1 protein-coding gene is annotated in these 17,619 nt (G+C 72.2%); it reads right to left on the bottom strand.

Features of this window, described 5'->3' with window-relative positions; translation table 11 throughout:
- The coding region (locus tag ACZ4A5_RS29450; RefSeq protein ID WP_467590790.1) for a type I polyketide synthase at positions 1 to 17,615 on the bottom strand (17,615 nt) is incomplete at its 3' end.
- Positions 17,616 to 17,619 lie beyond the last annotated feature (4 nt).

Here is a 17,619-nt window from a genome sequence, read left to right as displayed (position 1 = left end):
GCCAGAGCAGCCACACACCGCCCGACCCACGCATCACCAGCCAGACCAGCCGGAACAACCACCAACCACTCACCCGACAGCAACCCCGACGGCTCGGCGAAGGGCGACCAGGTCACCCGGTACCGCCAACTGTCCACCGCCAACCGCTCACGATCACGACGGCGCCAGGCAGACAGCACCGGGAGCACGGCCGCCAGCGACTCACCCGCCGTGTCACCCGCGGAAAGCTCCAGCAGCCCCGCGACCTCCGAGGCGTCCCCACGCTCCACCGCTTCCCAGAAACCGGCATCGGCCGTTTCCAGGGCGTCGCCCCGGGTCTCGGCATCGGGCACCTGTACCCAGTAGCGCTCCCGCTGGAAGGCGTACGTCGGCAGTTCGACCGGACGCGCCGGCCGACCGACGCGTCCGCCCAGGACCGCCGCCCAATCGACGGCCACGCCCCGGACATGAGCCGAGCCCGCCATGGTGAGCACGCTCTCGACCTCGTCACCCTGCGCACGCAGCGCCGGTACGAACATGCTTGTGGCGGCGACCTCTTCGGACAGGCACTGCTCACCCATGGTGGACAGAACCTGATCGGGCCCGAGCTCCAGGTAGGTCGTCACGCCCTGGTCCGCCAGGCATGCGACGCCGTCGGCGAAGCGGACGGTCGCACGGACGTGGCGCACCCAGTAGTCGGGGTCACACAGCTCCTCAGCGGTAGCGAGAGCGCCGGTGAGGTTGGAGACCAGCGGGATACGCGGCGCCTCGTACGACAACCCCTCGACCGTCTTACGGAAGTCGGCCAGCATCGGGTCCATCAGCGGGGAGTGGAACGCGTGCGAGACACGCAGCCGCCGCACACGACGACCCTCACTCCGCCAGGCCGCTTCCAGCTCCGCCACCGACGCCTCAGCACCCGAAACCACCACCGATGACGGCCCGTTGACAGCGGCAATGTCCACATCGGTGGAGTCGGTCAGCGCTGTACGGACGGTCGTCTCGTCCGCCTCCACGGCCAGCATCGCCCCACCCGACGGCAGCGCCTGCATCAGGCGCCCACGCGCCGCAACCAACGCACACGCGTCCGCCAGCGACCACACACCAGCCACATAGGCGGCCGCGATCTCGCCGATGGAATGCCCGGCCACGAAGTCCGGCTTCACACCCCACGAAGCAACCAGCCGATAGAGAGCGACCTCCACCGCGAACAGGCCGCACTGCGTGAACACCGTCTCGTCAAGAGCATCACCACCCTCGAACACGACCTCACGCAACGGCCGTTCCAACGCGAACGCCGCACACACCTCATCAAAAGCCTCAGCAAAGACAGGGAAGGCGTCATACAGCTCCCGCCCCATCCCGACCCGCTGACTGCCCTGCCCCGAGAACACCAACGCCAGCTTCCCCGGGCCCGACACACCACGGACCACACCAGCAGCAGGCTCACCCGAGACCACCGCACCCAGCCCGGCCCCGAAGCCGGACCGGTCCTCAGCCAGCACCACCGCACGGTGCTCGAACACCGAACGGGTCGTGGCCAGCGAGAACGCCACATCGACAGGAGCAACAGCTTCGTCCCGCGTCAGCGACAGCAGCCGCTCCGCCTGACCCCGCAACGCCGCCTCGGACTTCGCCGACACCACCCACGGCACCACAGGCAACGAGTCGTCTGCCGGAGCAGCAGCCGGAGCGTCTGTCTCCGGCGCCTGCTCCAGGATCACGTGCGCGTTCGTCCCGCTGATGCCGAACGACGACACACCCGCCCGGCGAGGACGACCGCTCTCCGGCCACGGCACGGCCTCGGTCAGCAGCTCCACCGCACCCGCGGACCAGTCCACATGCGAAGACGGCTCGTCCACATGCAGCGACCGCGGCAGCACACCGTGGCGCATCGCCAGCACCATCTTCATGATCCCGGCAACACCGGCGGCGGCCTGTGTATGACCGATGTTCGACTTGATCGAACCGAGCCACAACGGCTCGTCCTCGGGCCGGTCCTGGCCGTACGTGGCCAGCAGCGCCTGCGCCTCGATCGGGTCACCCAACTTCGTGCCCGTACCATGCGCCTCCACCGCATCCACCTCAGCGGCCGACAACCCCGCACTCGCCAACGCCGCCCGGATGACCCGCTGCTGCGACGGACCGTTCGGCGCGGACAGGCCGTTGCTCGCGCCGTCCTGGTTCAGTGCGGAGCCGCGGACCACGGCAAGGATCTGGTGGCCGTTGCGCCGCGCGTCGGACAGGCGCTCCAGCAGGAGCATGCCGACGCCCTCCGCCCAGCCGGTGCCGTCGGCCGCGGCCGCGAACGGCTTGCAGCGGCCGTCGGGGGCCAGGCCACGCTGGCGGCTGAACTCGACGAAGGCGACCGGGCTGGCCATCACCGTGGCGCCGCCCGCCAGGGCGAGCGAGCACTCGCCCTGTCGCAGCGCCTGTGCCGCCCAGTGGAGGGCCACCAGGGACGACGAGCAGGCGGTGTCGATGGTGACCGCGGGGCCCTCGAAACCGAAGGTGTACGAGATGCGGCCGGAGGCGACGCTGCCCGCGTTGCCGGTCATCAGGTAGCCCTCGGAGGCTTCCCCTGCCTGCTGCACCGCGTCGCCGTAGTCGTGGTAGGTCAGACCGCAGAACACGCCGGTCTGGCTGCCGTGCACGGACACCGGGTCGATCCCGGCCCGCTCCAGCGCCTCCCATGACGTCTCCAGCAGCAGCCGCTGCTGCGGGTCCATCGCCAGTGCCTCACGCGGCGAGATCCCGAAGAAGCCCGGGTCGAACTCGCCTGCTTCGTAGAGGAATCCGCCCTCCCGCGCATACGCGGTGCCCTTGTGGTCGGGGTCCGGGTGGTAGAGCCCGTCGAGGTCCCAGCCGCGGTCGGTGGGCAGGCCGGACACGGCGTCCCCGTCGTTGACGAGGAGCTGCCACAGCTCCTCGGGCGTGCGGACGCCGCCCGGGAAGCGGCAGCCCATGCCGATGATAGCGATCGCGTCGTCGTCGGAGCCGGTCCGTGCCGTGGTCGCCTGCCGGTCCGGGAGGGCCACCGGCCGCTGATCGTCCTCGGCCTGCTCCGGGCCCATCACCTCGCCGAGGATGTGGCGGGCGACCGCGGCCGGGGTCGGGTAGTCGAAGACCAGCGTGGCCGAGAGCCGGAGGCCGGTCGCGGCGTTGAGGCGGTTGCGGAGTTCGACCGCGGTGAGCGAGTCGAATCCGATCTCCTTGAACGCCCGCCCCACAGCGACCGCTTCCGCACCCGTGTGACCGAGCACGGCCGCCACGTTGTCGGTCACCAGCTCCAGCAGGACGCCTTCCCGCTCCGCCGGCGCGAGGCCGGTGAGGCGCCGCACCAGGGCGGGGGTTCCGCTGTCGTCGGCAGCGGTGACGACCCGGCGGGCCGGGGCCCCGACGAGGTGCCGGAGGATCGTGGGCACGGTGCCGGGCCGTGCGTGTGCGCGCAGCACCCCCACGTCCATGCGCGTCGGCACGAGGAGGAACTCCCCCGTCGTCCGTGCCGCGTCGAACAGCGCCAGCCCCTCGTCGGCGGGCAGCGGCGTCATGCCGAACCGCGCCATGCGGGCCATGTCGACCTCGCCCAGGTGACCGGTCATGTCACTGCGCTCGGCCCAGAAGCCCCACGCCAGCGACACACCGGCGAGGCCGTGGGCCCGGCGGCGCGCCGCCAGGGCGTCCAGGAACATGTTGGCCGCCGCGTAGTTGCCCTGGCCGGCGGCCCCGAAGGTGGCGGCCGCCGACGAGAACAGCACGAAGGACGACAAGGGCAGGTCTTCGGTCAGCTCGTGCAGATGCACGGCGGCGTCGACCTTGGGGCGCAGCACCGCGTCCAGCCGGTCCGGCGTCAGCGACTCGACCATGCCGTCGTCCAGCACACCGGCCGCGTGCACCACGCCGCGCAGCGGATGCTCCGCGGGAATCCGTGCCAGCAGGGCGGCCAGCGCCTCGCGGTCCGCCACGTCGCACGCCTCGAAGATCACACGGGCGCCCGCCGCGGTGAGTTCCCGCTCGAGTTCGGCGGCTCCCGGTATGTCCCGGCCCCGGCGGGAGACCAGGACCACGCAGCGGACGCCGTGTTCGGTCACCAGGTGCCGCGCCACGAGGCGTCCCAGGACGCCGCTCGCGCCGGTGATCAGCACGGAGCCGTCGGTGTCCCAGGCGGCGTCCGGGCCGGTCGGGGCGTCGTGGGTAGCCGGGACCGTCGCCCTCATCAGGCGCGGGACGTACGTCCGGCCCGCCCGTACGGCGATCTGCGGTTCGTCGGTGGCGAGCACGGCCGTGAGGGCGCTGTGCGTGCCGTCCGTGCCCTCGTCCAGGTCGAGCAGGACGAAGCGGTCGGGGTGTTCCGCCTGCGCCGACCGGACGAGGCCCCACACGGCGGCGGCGGCCAGGTCGGCGACGTCCTGTCCGGGCTCGGTCGCCACCGCGCCCCGGGTCACGACGGCCAGCCGCGAGCCGGCGAACCGCTCGTCGGCCAGCCACCCCTGAAGAGCCTCCAGCGCGCGGTGCGCCACCAGGTGTGCCGCACCCGCGAGATCGTCACGCGCGCCGGTCCCGGAAGGGGAGCCGGTGAGGAACGGCAGGAGTACGAGCTCCGGGGCCGCGCCGTCCGGTACGTCACGCAGGCCGGCGTACACATCGGCCCGGCCGGCGTCCTGGCCGAGCAGCGCATGGAGCCCGTCCGCGTCGGGACCGACGACCGTCCAACGGGCGTCCTGCTCCCCCGAACCGGCTCGGAGGGGCCGCCACTCCACCCGGAACAGCGACTCGTGCGGCACCTGCCCGACGGTGATGTCGTCCGGCGTGACCGTACGGGTGGTCACCGCGTCGACAGCGGCCACCGGCCGGCCGGCCTCGTCGGCGAGCAGCACCGACAGGCCGTCCGACCCGGGAGTGAGCCGCGCGCGCAACGTGGTCGCACCGGTGGCGTAGAGGGTCACTCCGCTCCACGCGTGCGGGAGCACGGCCGTACGGTCGTCGGCGTCCGGCCGGCCGTCCACGGCGTGCAGGACGGCGTCGAGGAGCGCCGGGTGCACGACGAACCGGTCGGCGTCCGCGTGCCGCTCCTCCGGCAGCGCCACCTCGGCGAAGATCTCCTCGCCCCTGCGCCACGCCTGCCGCAGGCCCTGGAAGGCGGGGCCGTAGGCCAGGCCGTCGGGCCGCTCCTCGTACCGCCCCGCGAGGTCGACCGGCTCGGCGCCCGCCGGGGGCCACTGTCCGAGACCGGCCGCTTCCGCGGGCACCGGGGCGCCCGGCGTGAGGACACCGGTGGCGTGCCGGGTCCAGGCGGTGTCTGCCGCTCCGTCCTCGAAGCGCGAGTAGACGCTCACCGTACGACGGCCGGAGTCGTCCGGCCCGCCGACAGCCAGCTGGAGCTGAACCGCCCCGCTCTCGGGGAGCGTCAGCGGGGCCTCCTGCGTGAGCTCCTCGACACGGTCGCACCCGACCGCGTCCCCGGCCCGCAGCGCCAACTCCACGAAGGCGGACCCCGGCAGCAGCGGTGTGCCGAAGAGAGCGTGGTCGGCCAGCCAGGAATGCGCTCCCGTCGACAGCCGACCCGTGAACAGATACCCGTCCGACTCCGGCAGCATGACCGCGGCGCCCAGGAAGGGGTGGTCCGCGGCGGTCAGTCCGGCCGACGTCACGTCACCCTGCGCCGCTACGGAGGGTTCGATCCAGTAGCGCTGGTGCTGGAAGGCGTAGGTGGGGAGGTCGACGCGGCGGGCGCCCGTGCCGTCGAAGAGGGCCGCCCAGTCGACGGTTGCCCCGCCGACGAAGGCTTCGGCGACGGAGGCAAGGAAACGGTCGAGGCCGCCCTCGTCGCGACGCAGGGAACCCACGGCGGTGATGTCGTGAGCCTCGGCGGTCTGCTCCACACCCATGGTCAGCACCGGATGGGCACTGGACTCCACGAACAGGCGGAATCCATCGTCCAGAAGAGCCTGGACGGCTTCCTGGAAGCGGACCGTCTGACGCAGGTTGCGGTACCAGTAGGCGGCATCGAGTGTGTCGGTCTCCAGCACGCCGCCCGTCACCGTCGAATAGAACGGCACGGAGGCCGGTCGCGGGGAGATACCCGCGAGAGCGCGCTGCAGCGCGCTCTCTATTTCCTCCACGTGTGCGCAGTGCGAGGCGTAATCCACCGCGATACGACGCGCACGGACACCGTCCGCCTCGCAGCCGGCGAGGAATTCATCAAGGGCGTCGACATCGCCGGAAACAACCACCGTGGCCGGGCCGTTGACCGCCGCCACCGCGAGACGGCTGTTCAGCCGTTCCTCGACTGCCTTCACATCCAGGGAGACGGATACCATCCCGCCACGGCCGGACAGGGCCCGCAGAGCCTTGCTCCGCAGCGCCACCACCTTCGCCGCGTCCTCCAGCGACAACGCACCCGCAACACACGCGGCCGCGATCTCACCCTGCGAATGACCGATGACAGCAGCGGGCTCCACACCGGTCGAACGCCACACCTCGGCCAGCGAGACCATCACAGCCCACAGCACCGGCTGCACCACATCGACCTGCTCAAGCCAGGCGTCATCGTCACCACGCAGCAGATCGGTCAACGACCAATCCACATACGGCGCCAACGCCGCCGCACACTCCGCGATCCGCTCCGCGAACACCGGCGAGGAGTCCAGCAGTTCGGCAGCCATGCCAACCCACTGCGACCCCTGCCCCGGGAACACGAACGCCGCGCGGCCATCCGACTCCGCGGCACGGCCCCGCACCACGCCGGGCGCGTCGCGCCCGTCCGCCAGAGCGCTCAGACCGTCCCGGCCTCCGGTCAGGACCACGGCCCGGTGCTCGAACACACCGCGAGCGGTCGCGAGCGAGAAGCCCACGTCGAGAGGCGACAGCTCCCCGACGTGTGTGAGCAGGCGCTGCGCCTGTTCCCGCAGCGCGTCCTCCGACTTGGCGGACACCACCCATGGCACCACCGGCAGCTCGACCTGAGCCGGCTGTTCCTCGGCCACCGCCGCGGGTGCCTGCTCAAGGATCACGTGCGCGTTCGTACCGCTGACGCCGAAGGACGACACACCTGCCCGGCGCGGTCGGCCGGTCTCGGGCCACGGCGTCTGGTCGGTCAGCAGACGAACCGTGCCGGACGACCAGTCGACATGGGGTGTGGGCTCGTCGACGTGCGGCATCTCGGGCAGCATGCCGTGCCGCATCGCGAGCACCATCTTCATGATGCCCGCGACACCGGCCGCGGCCTGCGTGTGCCCGATGTTCGACTTGATCGAGCCCAGCCACAACGGCTGCTCGCCCGAGCGCTCCTGGCCGTACGTCGCCAGCAGCGCCTGCGCCTCGATCGGGTCGCCGAGCTTGGTGCCCGTACCGTGCGCCTCGACCGCGTCGACCTCACCGGCCGTGAGCCCGGCACTCGCCAGCGCGGCCCGGATGACGCGCTGCTGGGACGGGCCGTTCGGCGCCGTCAGACCGTTGCTCGCGCCGTCCTGATTGACGGCGGAACCGCGCACGACCGCCAGCACCTGGTGACCGTTGCGCTGGGCCTCCGACAGCCGCTCCACCAGCAGCAGACCGACGCCCTCGCCCCAGCCCGTGCCGTCGGCCGCCGCCGCGAAGGGCTTGCAGCGGCCGTCGGGGGCCAGGCCGCGCTGGCGGCTGAACTCCACGAAGCCACGCGGCGACACCATGAGCGAGACACCGCCCACGATCGCGAGCGTGCACTCGCCCTGCCGCAGGGCCTGCGCCGCGAGGTGCAGGGCGACCAGCGAGGAGGAGCACGCGGTGTCGACGGTGACCGCCGGGCCCTCCAGGCCGAAGGTGTAGGAGATGCGTCCCGAGACGACGCTGGCCGCGTTGCCGGTGGCGACATAGCCCTCGGCCACTTCGGGTGCCTTGTCGGCGAGGGAGACGTATTCCTGGCCGTTCGTGCCGATGAAGACGCCGGTACGGCTGCCGCGCACCGCCGCGGGGTCGACGCCGGCCCGCTCCCAGAGTTCCCAGGCGGTCTCCAGCAGCAGCCGCTGCTGCGGGTCCATGGCCAGTGCCTCGCGGGGCGAGATGCCGAAGAAGTCGGCGTCGAATCCGCTCACTTCGCCGAGGAAGGCGCCCTCGCGGACGTAGCTCTTCCCGAGCGCGTCGGGGTCGGCGTCGTACAGCCCTTCCAGATCCCAGCCGCGGTCCGTCGGGAAGGGCGAGACGGCGTCCCCGCCGTCGGCGAGCAGGTTCCACAGCTCGTCCGCGGAGCCCACGCCGCCGGGGAACCGGCAGCTCATCGCCACGATCGCCATGGGCTCGTCGTCCGCCGCCACCGTCGCCGGGAGCGACGGGGCGGGCTCGTTGTCACGCGAGCCGAGCAGTTCGGTGAGCAGGTGGTCGGCCAGCGCGGCCGGGGTGGGGTAGTCGAATACCAGCGTGGCCGAGAGCTGCGTCTCGGTGGCCTCGGTGAGCCTGTTGCGCAGGTTCACCGCGGTCAGGGAGTCGAAGCCGATCTCCATGAACGCACGGCCCGGGGTGATCGCCTCGGCCCCCGCGAATCCGAGTACGGCGGCGACATGTGCCCGTACGAGCTCCAGCAGGACGCGGTGCTGCTCGGCCTCGGACAGCCCGCGCAGGCGGGTGACCAGTGCCGACGCCCCGTCGTCGAGTGCCGCGTCGGCCTCGACCGCCTCGGTCAGCTGCCCGACCTCGGGGATCCCGCTGAGCATGCGGGACAGCTGCCGGGCCTCGAAGGTGCCGACGAAGCGCTTCCAGTCGGCGTCGACGAGGGCGACGGCGGTGTCGTCCGCGGCGAGCGACCGTTCGAGAGCGGTCACCGCGAGCTGCGGATCCATGGGAAGCATGCCGGTGCGGCGGAGGGTACGCCCGACCTCGGCACTGCCGACGGCCATGCCGTCGTCGGCCCAGGGTCCCCAGGCGATCGATGTCGCGGGGAGACCTTCACCGCGCCGCAGCTCCGCCAACGCGTCCAGATAGGCATTCGCCGCAGCGTAGTTGGCCTGACCGGCACCACCGACCGTCGCGGAGAACGACGAGAACAACACGAACGCCGACAAGTCCATATCCCGGGTCAGCTCGTGCAGATGACGCGCCGCCTCAGCCTTCGCCCGCAGCACATCCTCGAACCGGGCAACCGACTGCCCGTCGAGAACACCATCGTCCAGAACACCGGCCGTGTGCACCACCGCCGTCAACGGCGTCTCGGCCAGCAACTCGGCCAGGGCCGCACGATCACCCACATCACACGCCACGACCGACACCCGCGCACCCAGGGCCGCAAGCTCAGCCTGCAACTCCCCGACACCCTCAGCAGCCGGACCACGACGCGAAACCAGCACCAGATGCTCCGCACCCGCACCCGCCAGCCAACGCGCCACATGCCGGCCCAGACCACCCGTACCACCCGTGACCAGCACCGTCCCCGACACACGCCACGACCCGGCACCGTTCGCAGAAGCGCGCACGACCCGACGCCCGAAGACCCCGGCAGAGCGGACCGCGACCTCACCCTCACCGGACCGGAACACACCAGCCAGACGCCCCGCCGCACGCTCGTCGAGCGTTTCCGGAAGGTCGATCAGACCACCCCAGCGGCCGGCAAGCTCCAACGCCGCCACACGACCCAGACCCCACAACTGCGCCTGATCCAGATCAACCACACACTCACTGGAGGTAACAGCAACCGCGCCCCGCGTCACACACCACAACGGAGCCGCCACCTCGGCATCGCCAAGAGCCTGGACAAGAGCCAGCGTCAGCGCGACACCCACCGGCACCGAGCCGAACACCGCATCCCGGCCGTCGGCCAGTGCCAGCAACGACACCACACCCGCGAAGCCGGACTCCGACCGAAGGCGCTCAGCAATCACCGCACGATCAGCACCGGACACCTCCAGCACCACCGGCCGCGCACCACGACCAGCCAGACCGGCCACACACCGCCCGACCCACGCATCACCAGCCAGACCAGCCGGAACAACCACCAACCACTCACCCGACAGCAACCCCGACGGCTCAACCAACGGCGACCACGTCACCCGGTAACGCCAACTGTCCACCGCCAACCGCTCACGATCGCGACGGCGCCAGGCGGACAGCGCCGGGAGCACGGCCGCCAGCGACTCACCCGCCGTGTCACCCGCGGAAAGCTCCAGCAGCCCCGCGACCTCCGAGGCGTCCCCACGCTCCACCGCTTCCCAGAAACCGGCATCGGCGTTGTCGCCGCTGGACTCCACGGTCGATTCCAGCCAGTAGTGCTCACGCTGGAAGGCGTAAGTGGGAAGCGCGATCTGCCGCGGGCGCGCCGGGGCGAGCAGCGCGGCCCAGTCCACGGAGTGACCCTGGACGTAAACCTGAGCCAGGGCCTCCAACAGCGAAGCTGCCTCGTCACGGTCCCTGCGCAGGGCGGACGCGAACGCCACCTGCGGGGCGGTGTCCTGGCCCATGCCGGACAGAACACCGTCCGGGCCGAGCTCCAGGCTCGTGGTCACTCCCTGGTCCGCCAGACACGCCACACCATCGGCGAAACGGACGGTCGCACGGACGTGGCGCACCCAATACTCCGGGTCACACACTTCGTCGGCCGTCGCGAGCGCACCGGTCACATTCGAGACCAGCGGGATACGCGGCGCCTCGTACGCCAGCCCCTCGACCACCTCGCGGAAGTCGGCCAGCATCGGCTCCATCAACGGGGAGTGGAACGCATGCGAGACACGCAGCCGCCGCACCCGGCGACCTTCACTCCGCCACACTGCCTCCAGCTCCGCCACCGACGCCTCAGCACCGGAAACCACCACAGACAACGGCCCGTTGACGGCAGCGATGTCCACATCAGAGGAGGTCAGCGCTGTACGGACAGACGTCTCGTCCGCCTCCACCGCCAGCATCGCCCCACCCGACGGCAACGCCTGCATCAACCGACCACGCGCCGCCACCAACGCACACGCGTCCGCCAACGACCACACACCAGCCACATACGCAGCCGCGATCTCACCGATGGAATGCCCGGCCACGAAGTCCGGCTTCACACCCCACGAAGCAACCAGCCGATAGAGAGCAACCTCAACCGCGAACAGACCACACTGCGTGAACACCGTCTCATCAAGAGCATCACCCCCCTCGAACACGACCTCACGCAACGGCCGTTCCAACTCGAACGCCGCACACACCTCGTCGAAGGCTTCCGCGAAGACAGGGAAGGCGTCATACAGCTCCCGCCCCATCCCAGCCCGCTGACTGCCCTGCCCCGAGAACACCAACGCCAGCTTCCCCGGGCCCGACACACCACGGACCACACCAGCAGCAGGCTCACCCGAGACCACCGCACCCAAACCAGCGGCGAAAGCCTGCGCCTCACCGGCCAACACCACCGCACGGTGCTCAAACGCCGCACGGGTCGTGGCCAGCGAAAACGCCACATCGACCGGCGCGACAGCCTCGTCCCGCGTCAACGACAGCAGCCGCTCAGCCTGACCCCGCAACGCCGCCTCGGACCTGGCCGACACCACCCACGGCAGCACCGGAACCGGCAACTGGCCGGCCTCCTCGACGACCGCGGTCTCCTCCTGCACCTGCTCCAGGATCACGTGCGCGTTCGTGCCGCTGATGCCGAACGACGACACACCCGCCCGGCGCGCCCGACCGCTCTCGGGCCACGGCGCGGCCTCGGTGAGCAGTTCGACGGCGCCCTCCGACCAGTCGACGTGCGGCGAGGGCTCGTCGACGTGCAGTGTGCGCGGCAGGGTGCCGTGGCGCATCGCCAGCACCATCTTCATGATGCCGGCAACACCGGCCGCAGCCTGCGTATGACCGATGTTGGACTTCACCGAGCCCAGCAACAGCGGCTTGTCCTCGGGCCGTTCCTGGCCGTACGTCGCGAGCAGCGCCTGCGCCTCGATCGGGTCGCCGAGCTTGGTGCCCGTACCGTGTGCCTCGACCGCGTCGACCTCGGCGGCCGACAGCCCGGCGCTCGCCAGGGCCGCGCGGATGACGCGCTGCTGTGACGGGCCGTTCGGCGCCGTCAGACCGTTGCTCGCGCCGTCCTGGTTGACGGCGGAGCCGCGGACCACCGCCAGGACCTGGTGGCCGTTGCGCCGTGCGTCCGACAGGCGCTCCAGCAGCAGCACGCCGATGCCCTCGGCGAGGCCCATGCCGTCCGCGGCCGCCGCGAAGGCCTTGCAGCGGCCGTCCAGGGCCAGGCCCCGCTGGCGGCTGAAGCCGATGAGCGCGCCGGGGTTCGGCATGACGGCGACGCCGCCGGCGAGGGCCAGCGAGCACTCGCCCTGGCGCAGCGACTGCACGGCCAGGTGCAGGGCGACCAGCGAGGAGGAGCAGGCGGTGTCCACCGTCACCGCGGGGCCCTCGAACCCGAAGGAGTAGGCGACGCGGCCGGACACGACGCTCGCCGCGCTGCCGGTCATCAGGTGGCCCTCGGAGCCCTCCGGCGCCTCGTGCACGCGCGGGCCGTACTCCTGGTAGTTGGAGCCGATGAAGACACCGGTCCGGCTGCCGCGCAGGGACGGCGCGGGCAGGCCGGCGCGCTCGAGCGCCTCCCAGGAGGTCTCCAGCAGCAGGCGCTGCTGCGGGTCCATGGCCGCCGCCTCGCGCGGCGAGATCCCGAAGAACGCGGGGTCGAACTCGCCTGCGTCGTAGAGGAATCCGCCTTCCCGCACGTAGGTCTTGCCCGGGGCGTCCGGGTCCGGGTCGTAGATGCCGTCGAGGTCCCAGCCGCGGTCGGTGGGCAGGCCGCCGATGGCGTCCCCGTCGGACATGATCAGCTGCCACAGACCCTCGGGCGACGTCACGCCGCCCGGGTAGCGGCAGCTCATCGCGACGATCGCGACGGGGTCGTCGTCGGACACCGCGGGGGCGGCCTCCGTGGTCACACCGGCCACCACGGTGTCGGCCGGCGCCCCGAGGAGCTGCGCCTGGATGTGGTCGCTCAGCACGGCGCTGCTGGGGTAGTCGAAGACCAGGGTGGCGGGCAGCCGCAGGCCCGTCGCCGCGTTCAGCCGGTTGCGGAGCTCCACCGCTGTCAGCGAGTCGAAGCCGAGGTCCCTGAAGGCGCGTTCGGAGTCGACCGCGTCCTGGGAGTCGTGCCCGAGGACGGCCGCCACCTGCTCGTGGACGAGGTCGAGGACGGCGTGGCCGCGCTCGCCGGGGGTGAGCGCGGCGAGCCGCTGCCGCAGCTGCGAGGCCGTGTCGGTGCCCGCGTCCGAGGTGCCGGGCGTGCTGTCGGCGCTCTGCCGCTCGATGCCGAGGGCCTCGGGCAGTTCTTCGAGCAGGGGGCTGGGGCGGGCCGAGGTGAAGACGGGGATGAAGCTCTCCCAGTCGATGTCGGCGATCGCCAGGTGCGTCTGGTCGTGGTCGAGCGTCTGTCGCAGCGCGGCGATGCCGAGGTCCGGGTCCATGAAGCGCAGCCCACGGCGGCGCAGTTGGTCCAGGTCCAGGCCCTCGGGGATGTTGTCGCCGACCGCGTCCCACACGCCCCAGGCCACGGAGGTCGCCGACAGGCCGTCCGCGCGCCGCTGCTGGGCGAGCGCGTCCAGGTAGGCGTTGGCCGCGGCGTACGCGGCGTGGTCGCCGACGCCCCAGACGGCGGAGACGGACGAGAAGAGCACGAACGCGTCGAGCGGTGTGTCGCGCAGCAGGGCGTCGAGGTGTGCCGCTCCCGCGGTCTTCGCGTGCATGACGTCGGCGAAGTCCGCCGTCGTCGTGTGGGCCAGCCCGGCCAGGTCGATGTAGGCGGCGGCGTGGATGACGGCGGTGAGGGGGCAGTCCTCGGGTACGGCGTCGAGTACGCGCGCCAGCGCGTCGCGGTCGGCGACGTCGCAGGCGGTGACCGTGACCCGGGTGCCCTGCTCGGCCAGCTCGGCGACGAGGGCCTCGGCGCCGGGCGCCGCGGGTCCGCGACGGCTGGTCAGGACGAGGTGCTCGGCTCCGTTGCGGGCCAGCCACCGGGCCAGGTGGGTGCCGAGGGCACCCGTACCGCCGGTGATGAGAACGGTGCCGCGGGGCTTCCAGGTGCGCAGGGGGCGGGCCTCGCCGAGCGGGGCCGGCTCCAGCCGGCGCAGCATGACGCCGGAGCCGCGGATGGCCACCTGGTCCTCGACGGTGGCGCCGGCCAGCACACCGGCGAGCCGCGTCCGGGCCCGCCCGTCCAGCTGCTCCGGCAGGTCGACCAGACCGCCCCAGGTGTCGGGGTGTTCCACCCCGGCGACCCGGCCCATGCCCCACACCGCCGCCTGCGCCGCGCTGATCAGCGGGTCGCCGTCACCGGTCGACACCGCTCCCCGCGTGGCGCACCACAGCGGCACCCGGGCCGCGAGGTCGCCCAGCGCCTGGATGAGGGTGAGGGTTCCCACGAGGCCGGTCGTGGTGAAGGGGTGCTCCGGGTGCGGGGTCTCGTCGAGGGCGAGCAGCGACAGGACGCCGGAGAGGCCGTCGGTCGTGAACTCGCGCAGCCGCGCCGCGGTCGTGGCGCGGTCCGTCCCGTCCGACGCGAGGGTCACGACGTGGGCGCCGTGGGACCGGAGGGCCTGCTGTACGCCCGCCACCAGCGGGTCGTCGCTGCGCGAGCCCGGCACCACGACGAGCCATGTGCCCGACAGGGAGGGCTTCGTCGTGCCGCTGGCGGGGCGCCACACCACACGGTAGCGCCAGGCGTCCACGGCCGACTCGGAGCGCCGCTGCCGACGCCACTGCGCGAGCGCGGGCAGGACGGCGTCCAACGACTCCTGCTGCTCCGCCGAGTCGACACGCAGCGTGGCGGCCAGCGCCTCGCGGTCCTCGTGCTCGACGGCTTCCCAGAAGACCGCGTCCGCACCGTCGCCGACGGCTGCCTTGGTGTTCTGCCCCGCCTTCGCGCTGGTCAGCCAGTAGCGCTGGTGCTGGAAGGCGTACGTCGGCAGGTCGACGTGCTCGGCTCCCGTGCCGTCGAAGAGCCCGGCCCAGTCGACGGAGGCACCGCCGACGAAGGCTTCGGCCGCGGAGGTGAGGAAGCGGTCCAGGCCGCCCTCGTCGCGGCGCAGCGAACCGACGGCGGTGACGGCGGTGTTGTGGGCTTCGGCGGTCTGCTCCACGCCCATGGCCAGGACGGGGTGGGCGCTCGATTCCACGAACAGCCGGAATCCGTCGTCCAGGAGGGCCTGGACGGCTTCCTGGAAGCGGACGGTCTGGCGCAGGTTGCGGTACCAGTAGGCGGCGTCCAGAGCGTCGGTCTCCAGCACCGACCCGGTCACCGTCGAGTAGAACGGCACGGAGGCCGGTCGCGGGGAGATACCCGCGAGATCGCGCAGCAGCGCGGCCTCGATCTCCTCCACGTGCGCGCAGTGCGAGGCGTAGTCCACCGCCACCCGCCGGGCGCGAACACCGTCCGCCTCGCAGTCGGCGAGCAGTTCCTCCAGGGCGTCGGCGTCACCGGAGACGACCACCACGGCCGGGCCGTTGATCGCCGCTACGGCCAGCCGGCCCTGCCATTTCGACAGCCGTTCCTCGACCGCCGCCACGTCCAGGGAGACGGAGACCATCCCGCCCCGGCCGGACAGGGCACGCAGAGCCTTGCTCCGCAGCGCCACCACCTTCGCCGCGTCCTCCAGCGACAACGCACCCGCAACACACGCGGCCGCGATCTCACCCTGCGAATGACCGATGACAGCAGCAGGCTCCACACCGGTCGAACGCCACACCTCCGCCAGCGAGACCATCACCGCCCAGAGAACCGGCTGTACGACATCGACCTGCTCAAGCCAGGCAGCATCGTCACCACGCAGCAGATCGGTCAACGACCAATCCACATACGGCGCCAGTGCGACCCCGCACTCCGCGATCCGCTCCGCGAACACCGGCGAGGAATCCAGCAGTTCGGCAGCCATACCGGCCCACTGCGACCCCTGCCCCGGGAACACGAAGGCGGCCCCGGTGCCATGCCGGACGACGCCTTCGACGACGCCCTGTGCGGCTCGTCCCGCGGCGTACGCCTCCAGCTCCCGCACGGCTGCCGCTCGGTCGGCGGCCAGGACGACCGCGCGGTGGTCGAAAGCGGTACGCGTGGTGGCGAGGGACAGGCCGGTGTCCGTGGCGGGTGCCTCGGGGTGGGCCTCGGCGTGCGCCAGGAGTCGTTCGGCCTGGGCGCGCAGCGCCGCCGCGGACTTGGCCGACAGCACCCACGGCACCGTCGGCAGGGCGGACGCCGCCGGACCGGCCGTGGTCTCGTCGCCGGCCTCAGGAGCATCGGCCTGCGGGGCGTCAGCCTCCGGGGCGTCGGTCTGCGGGGCCGGTGCCTGCTCGATGATGGCGTGGGCGTTCGTGCCGCTGATGCCGAAGGAGGAGACGCCCGCCCGGCGGGGTTCCTCGCCCTCGGACCAGACGGTGGGCTCGGTGAGCAGCCGGACGGAGTCGGCCGACCAGTCCACGTGGGGGGACGGCGCGTCGATGTGCAGGGTGCGCGGCAGGACGCCGTGCCGCATCGCCAGCACCATCTTCATGATGCCCGCGACACCGGCGGCGGCCTGGGTGTGTCCGATGTTGGACTTCACGGAGCCGAGCAACAGCGGCTTGTCGCGGGTGTGTTCGCGGCCGTACGTCGCCAGCAGCGCCTGGGCCTCGATCGGGTCGCCGAGCTTGGTGCCGGTGCCGTGCGCCTCCACGGCGTCGACCTGGGCGGCCGTGAGCCCGGCGTTGGCCAGGGCCGCGCGGATGACGCGCTGCTGGGAGGGGCCGTTGGGGGCGGACAGGCCGCTGCTCGCGCCGTCCTGGTTGATGGCCGTGCCGCGGACGACGGCGAGGACGCGGTGTCCGTTGCGGCGGGCGTCGGACAGGCGCTCCAGGAGGAGCATGCCGGCGCCCTCGGCGGGACCGAAGCCGTCCGCCGCGGCCGCGAAGGGCTTGCAGCGGCCGTCGGGGGCGAGCCCGCGCTGGCGGCTGAAGCCGATGAAGGTGCCGGGGGTGGCCATGACGGTGACGCCGCCCGCGAGGGCGAGCGTGCACTCGCCCTGGCGCAGGGCCTGCACGGCCAGGTGCAGGGCCACGAGCGAGGACGAGCACGCGGTGTCGACGGTGACCGCCGGGCCCTCCAGGCCCAGGGTGTAGGCGACGCGACCGGAGACGACGCTGATGGCGCTGCCGGTCACGAGGTGGCCCTCGACGCCGTCGGGCGCTTCGTGGACGCGCGGCCCGTAGTCGGGGGCGACGGCGCCGACGAAGACGCCGGACCGGCTGCCCTTGAGGGAGGCCGGGTCGATGCCCGCGCGCTCGACGGCCTCCCAGGACGTCTCCAGCAGCAGGCGCTGCTGGGGGTCCATGGCCGCCGCCTCGCGCGGGGAGATGCCGAAGAAGTCGGCGTCGAAGTCGCCGGCGTCGTGGAGGAAGCCGCCTTCGCGGGCGTAGGTGGTGCCCGGCCGGTCGGGGTCGGCGGCGTAGAGGGAGTCGGTGTCCCAGCCGCGGTCGGCGGGGAAGGGCGTGATGGCGTCCCTGCCCTCGTGCAGCAGCTCCCAGAAGTCCTCGGGGCCGCGCACCTCGCCGGGGAAGCGGCAGCTCATGCCGACGATGGCGATCGGCTCGCGGGCCGCCGCCTCCATCTCCTGGAGGCGGCCGCGGGTCTGATGCAGATCAGCCGTGACCCGCCGGAGGTAGCCGAGGAGCTTTTCTTGTTCCGACATCAGG

Source organism: Streptomyces sp. NPDC025618 (assembly GCF_055558795.1).
Note: the sequence above shows the minus strand (reverse complement) of the source record. Positions and strands in the feature narration are given on the sequence as shown.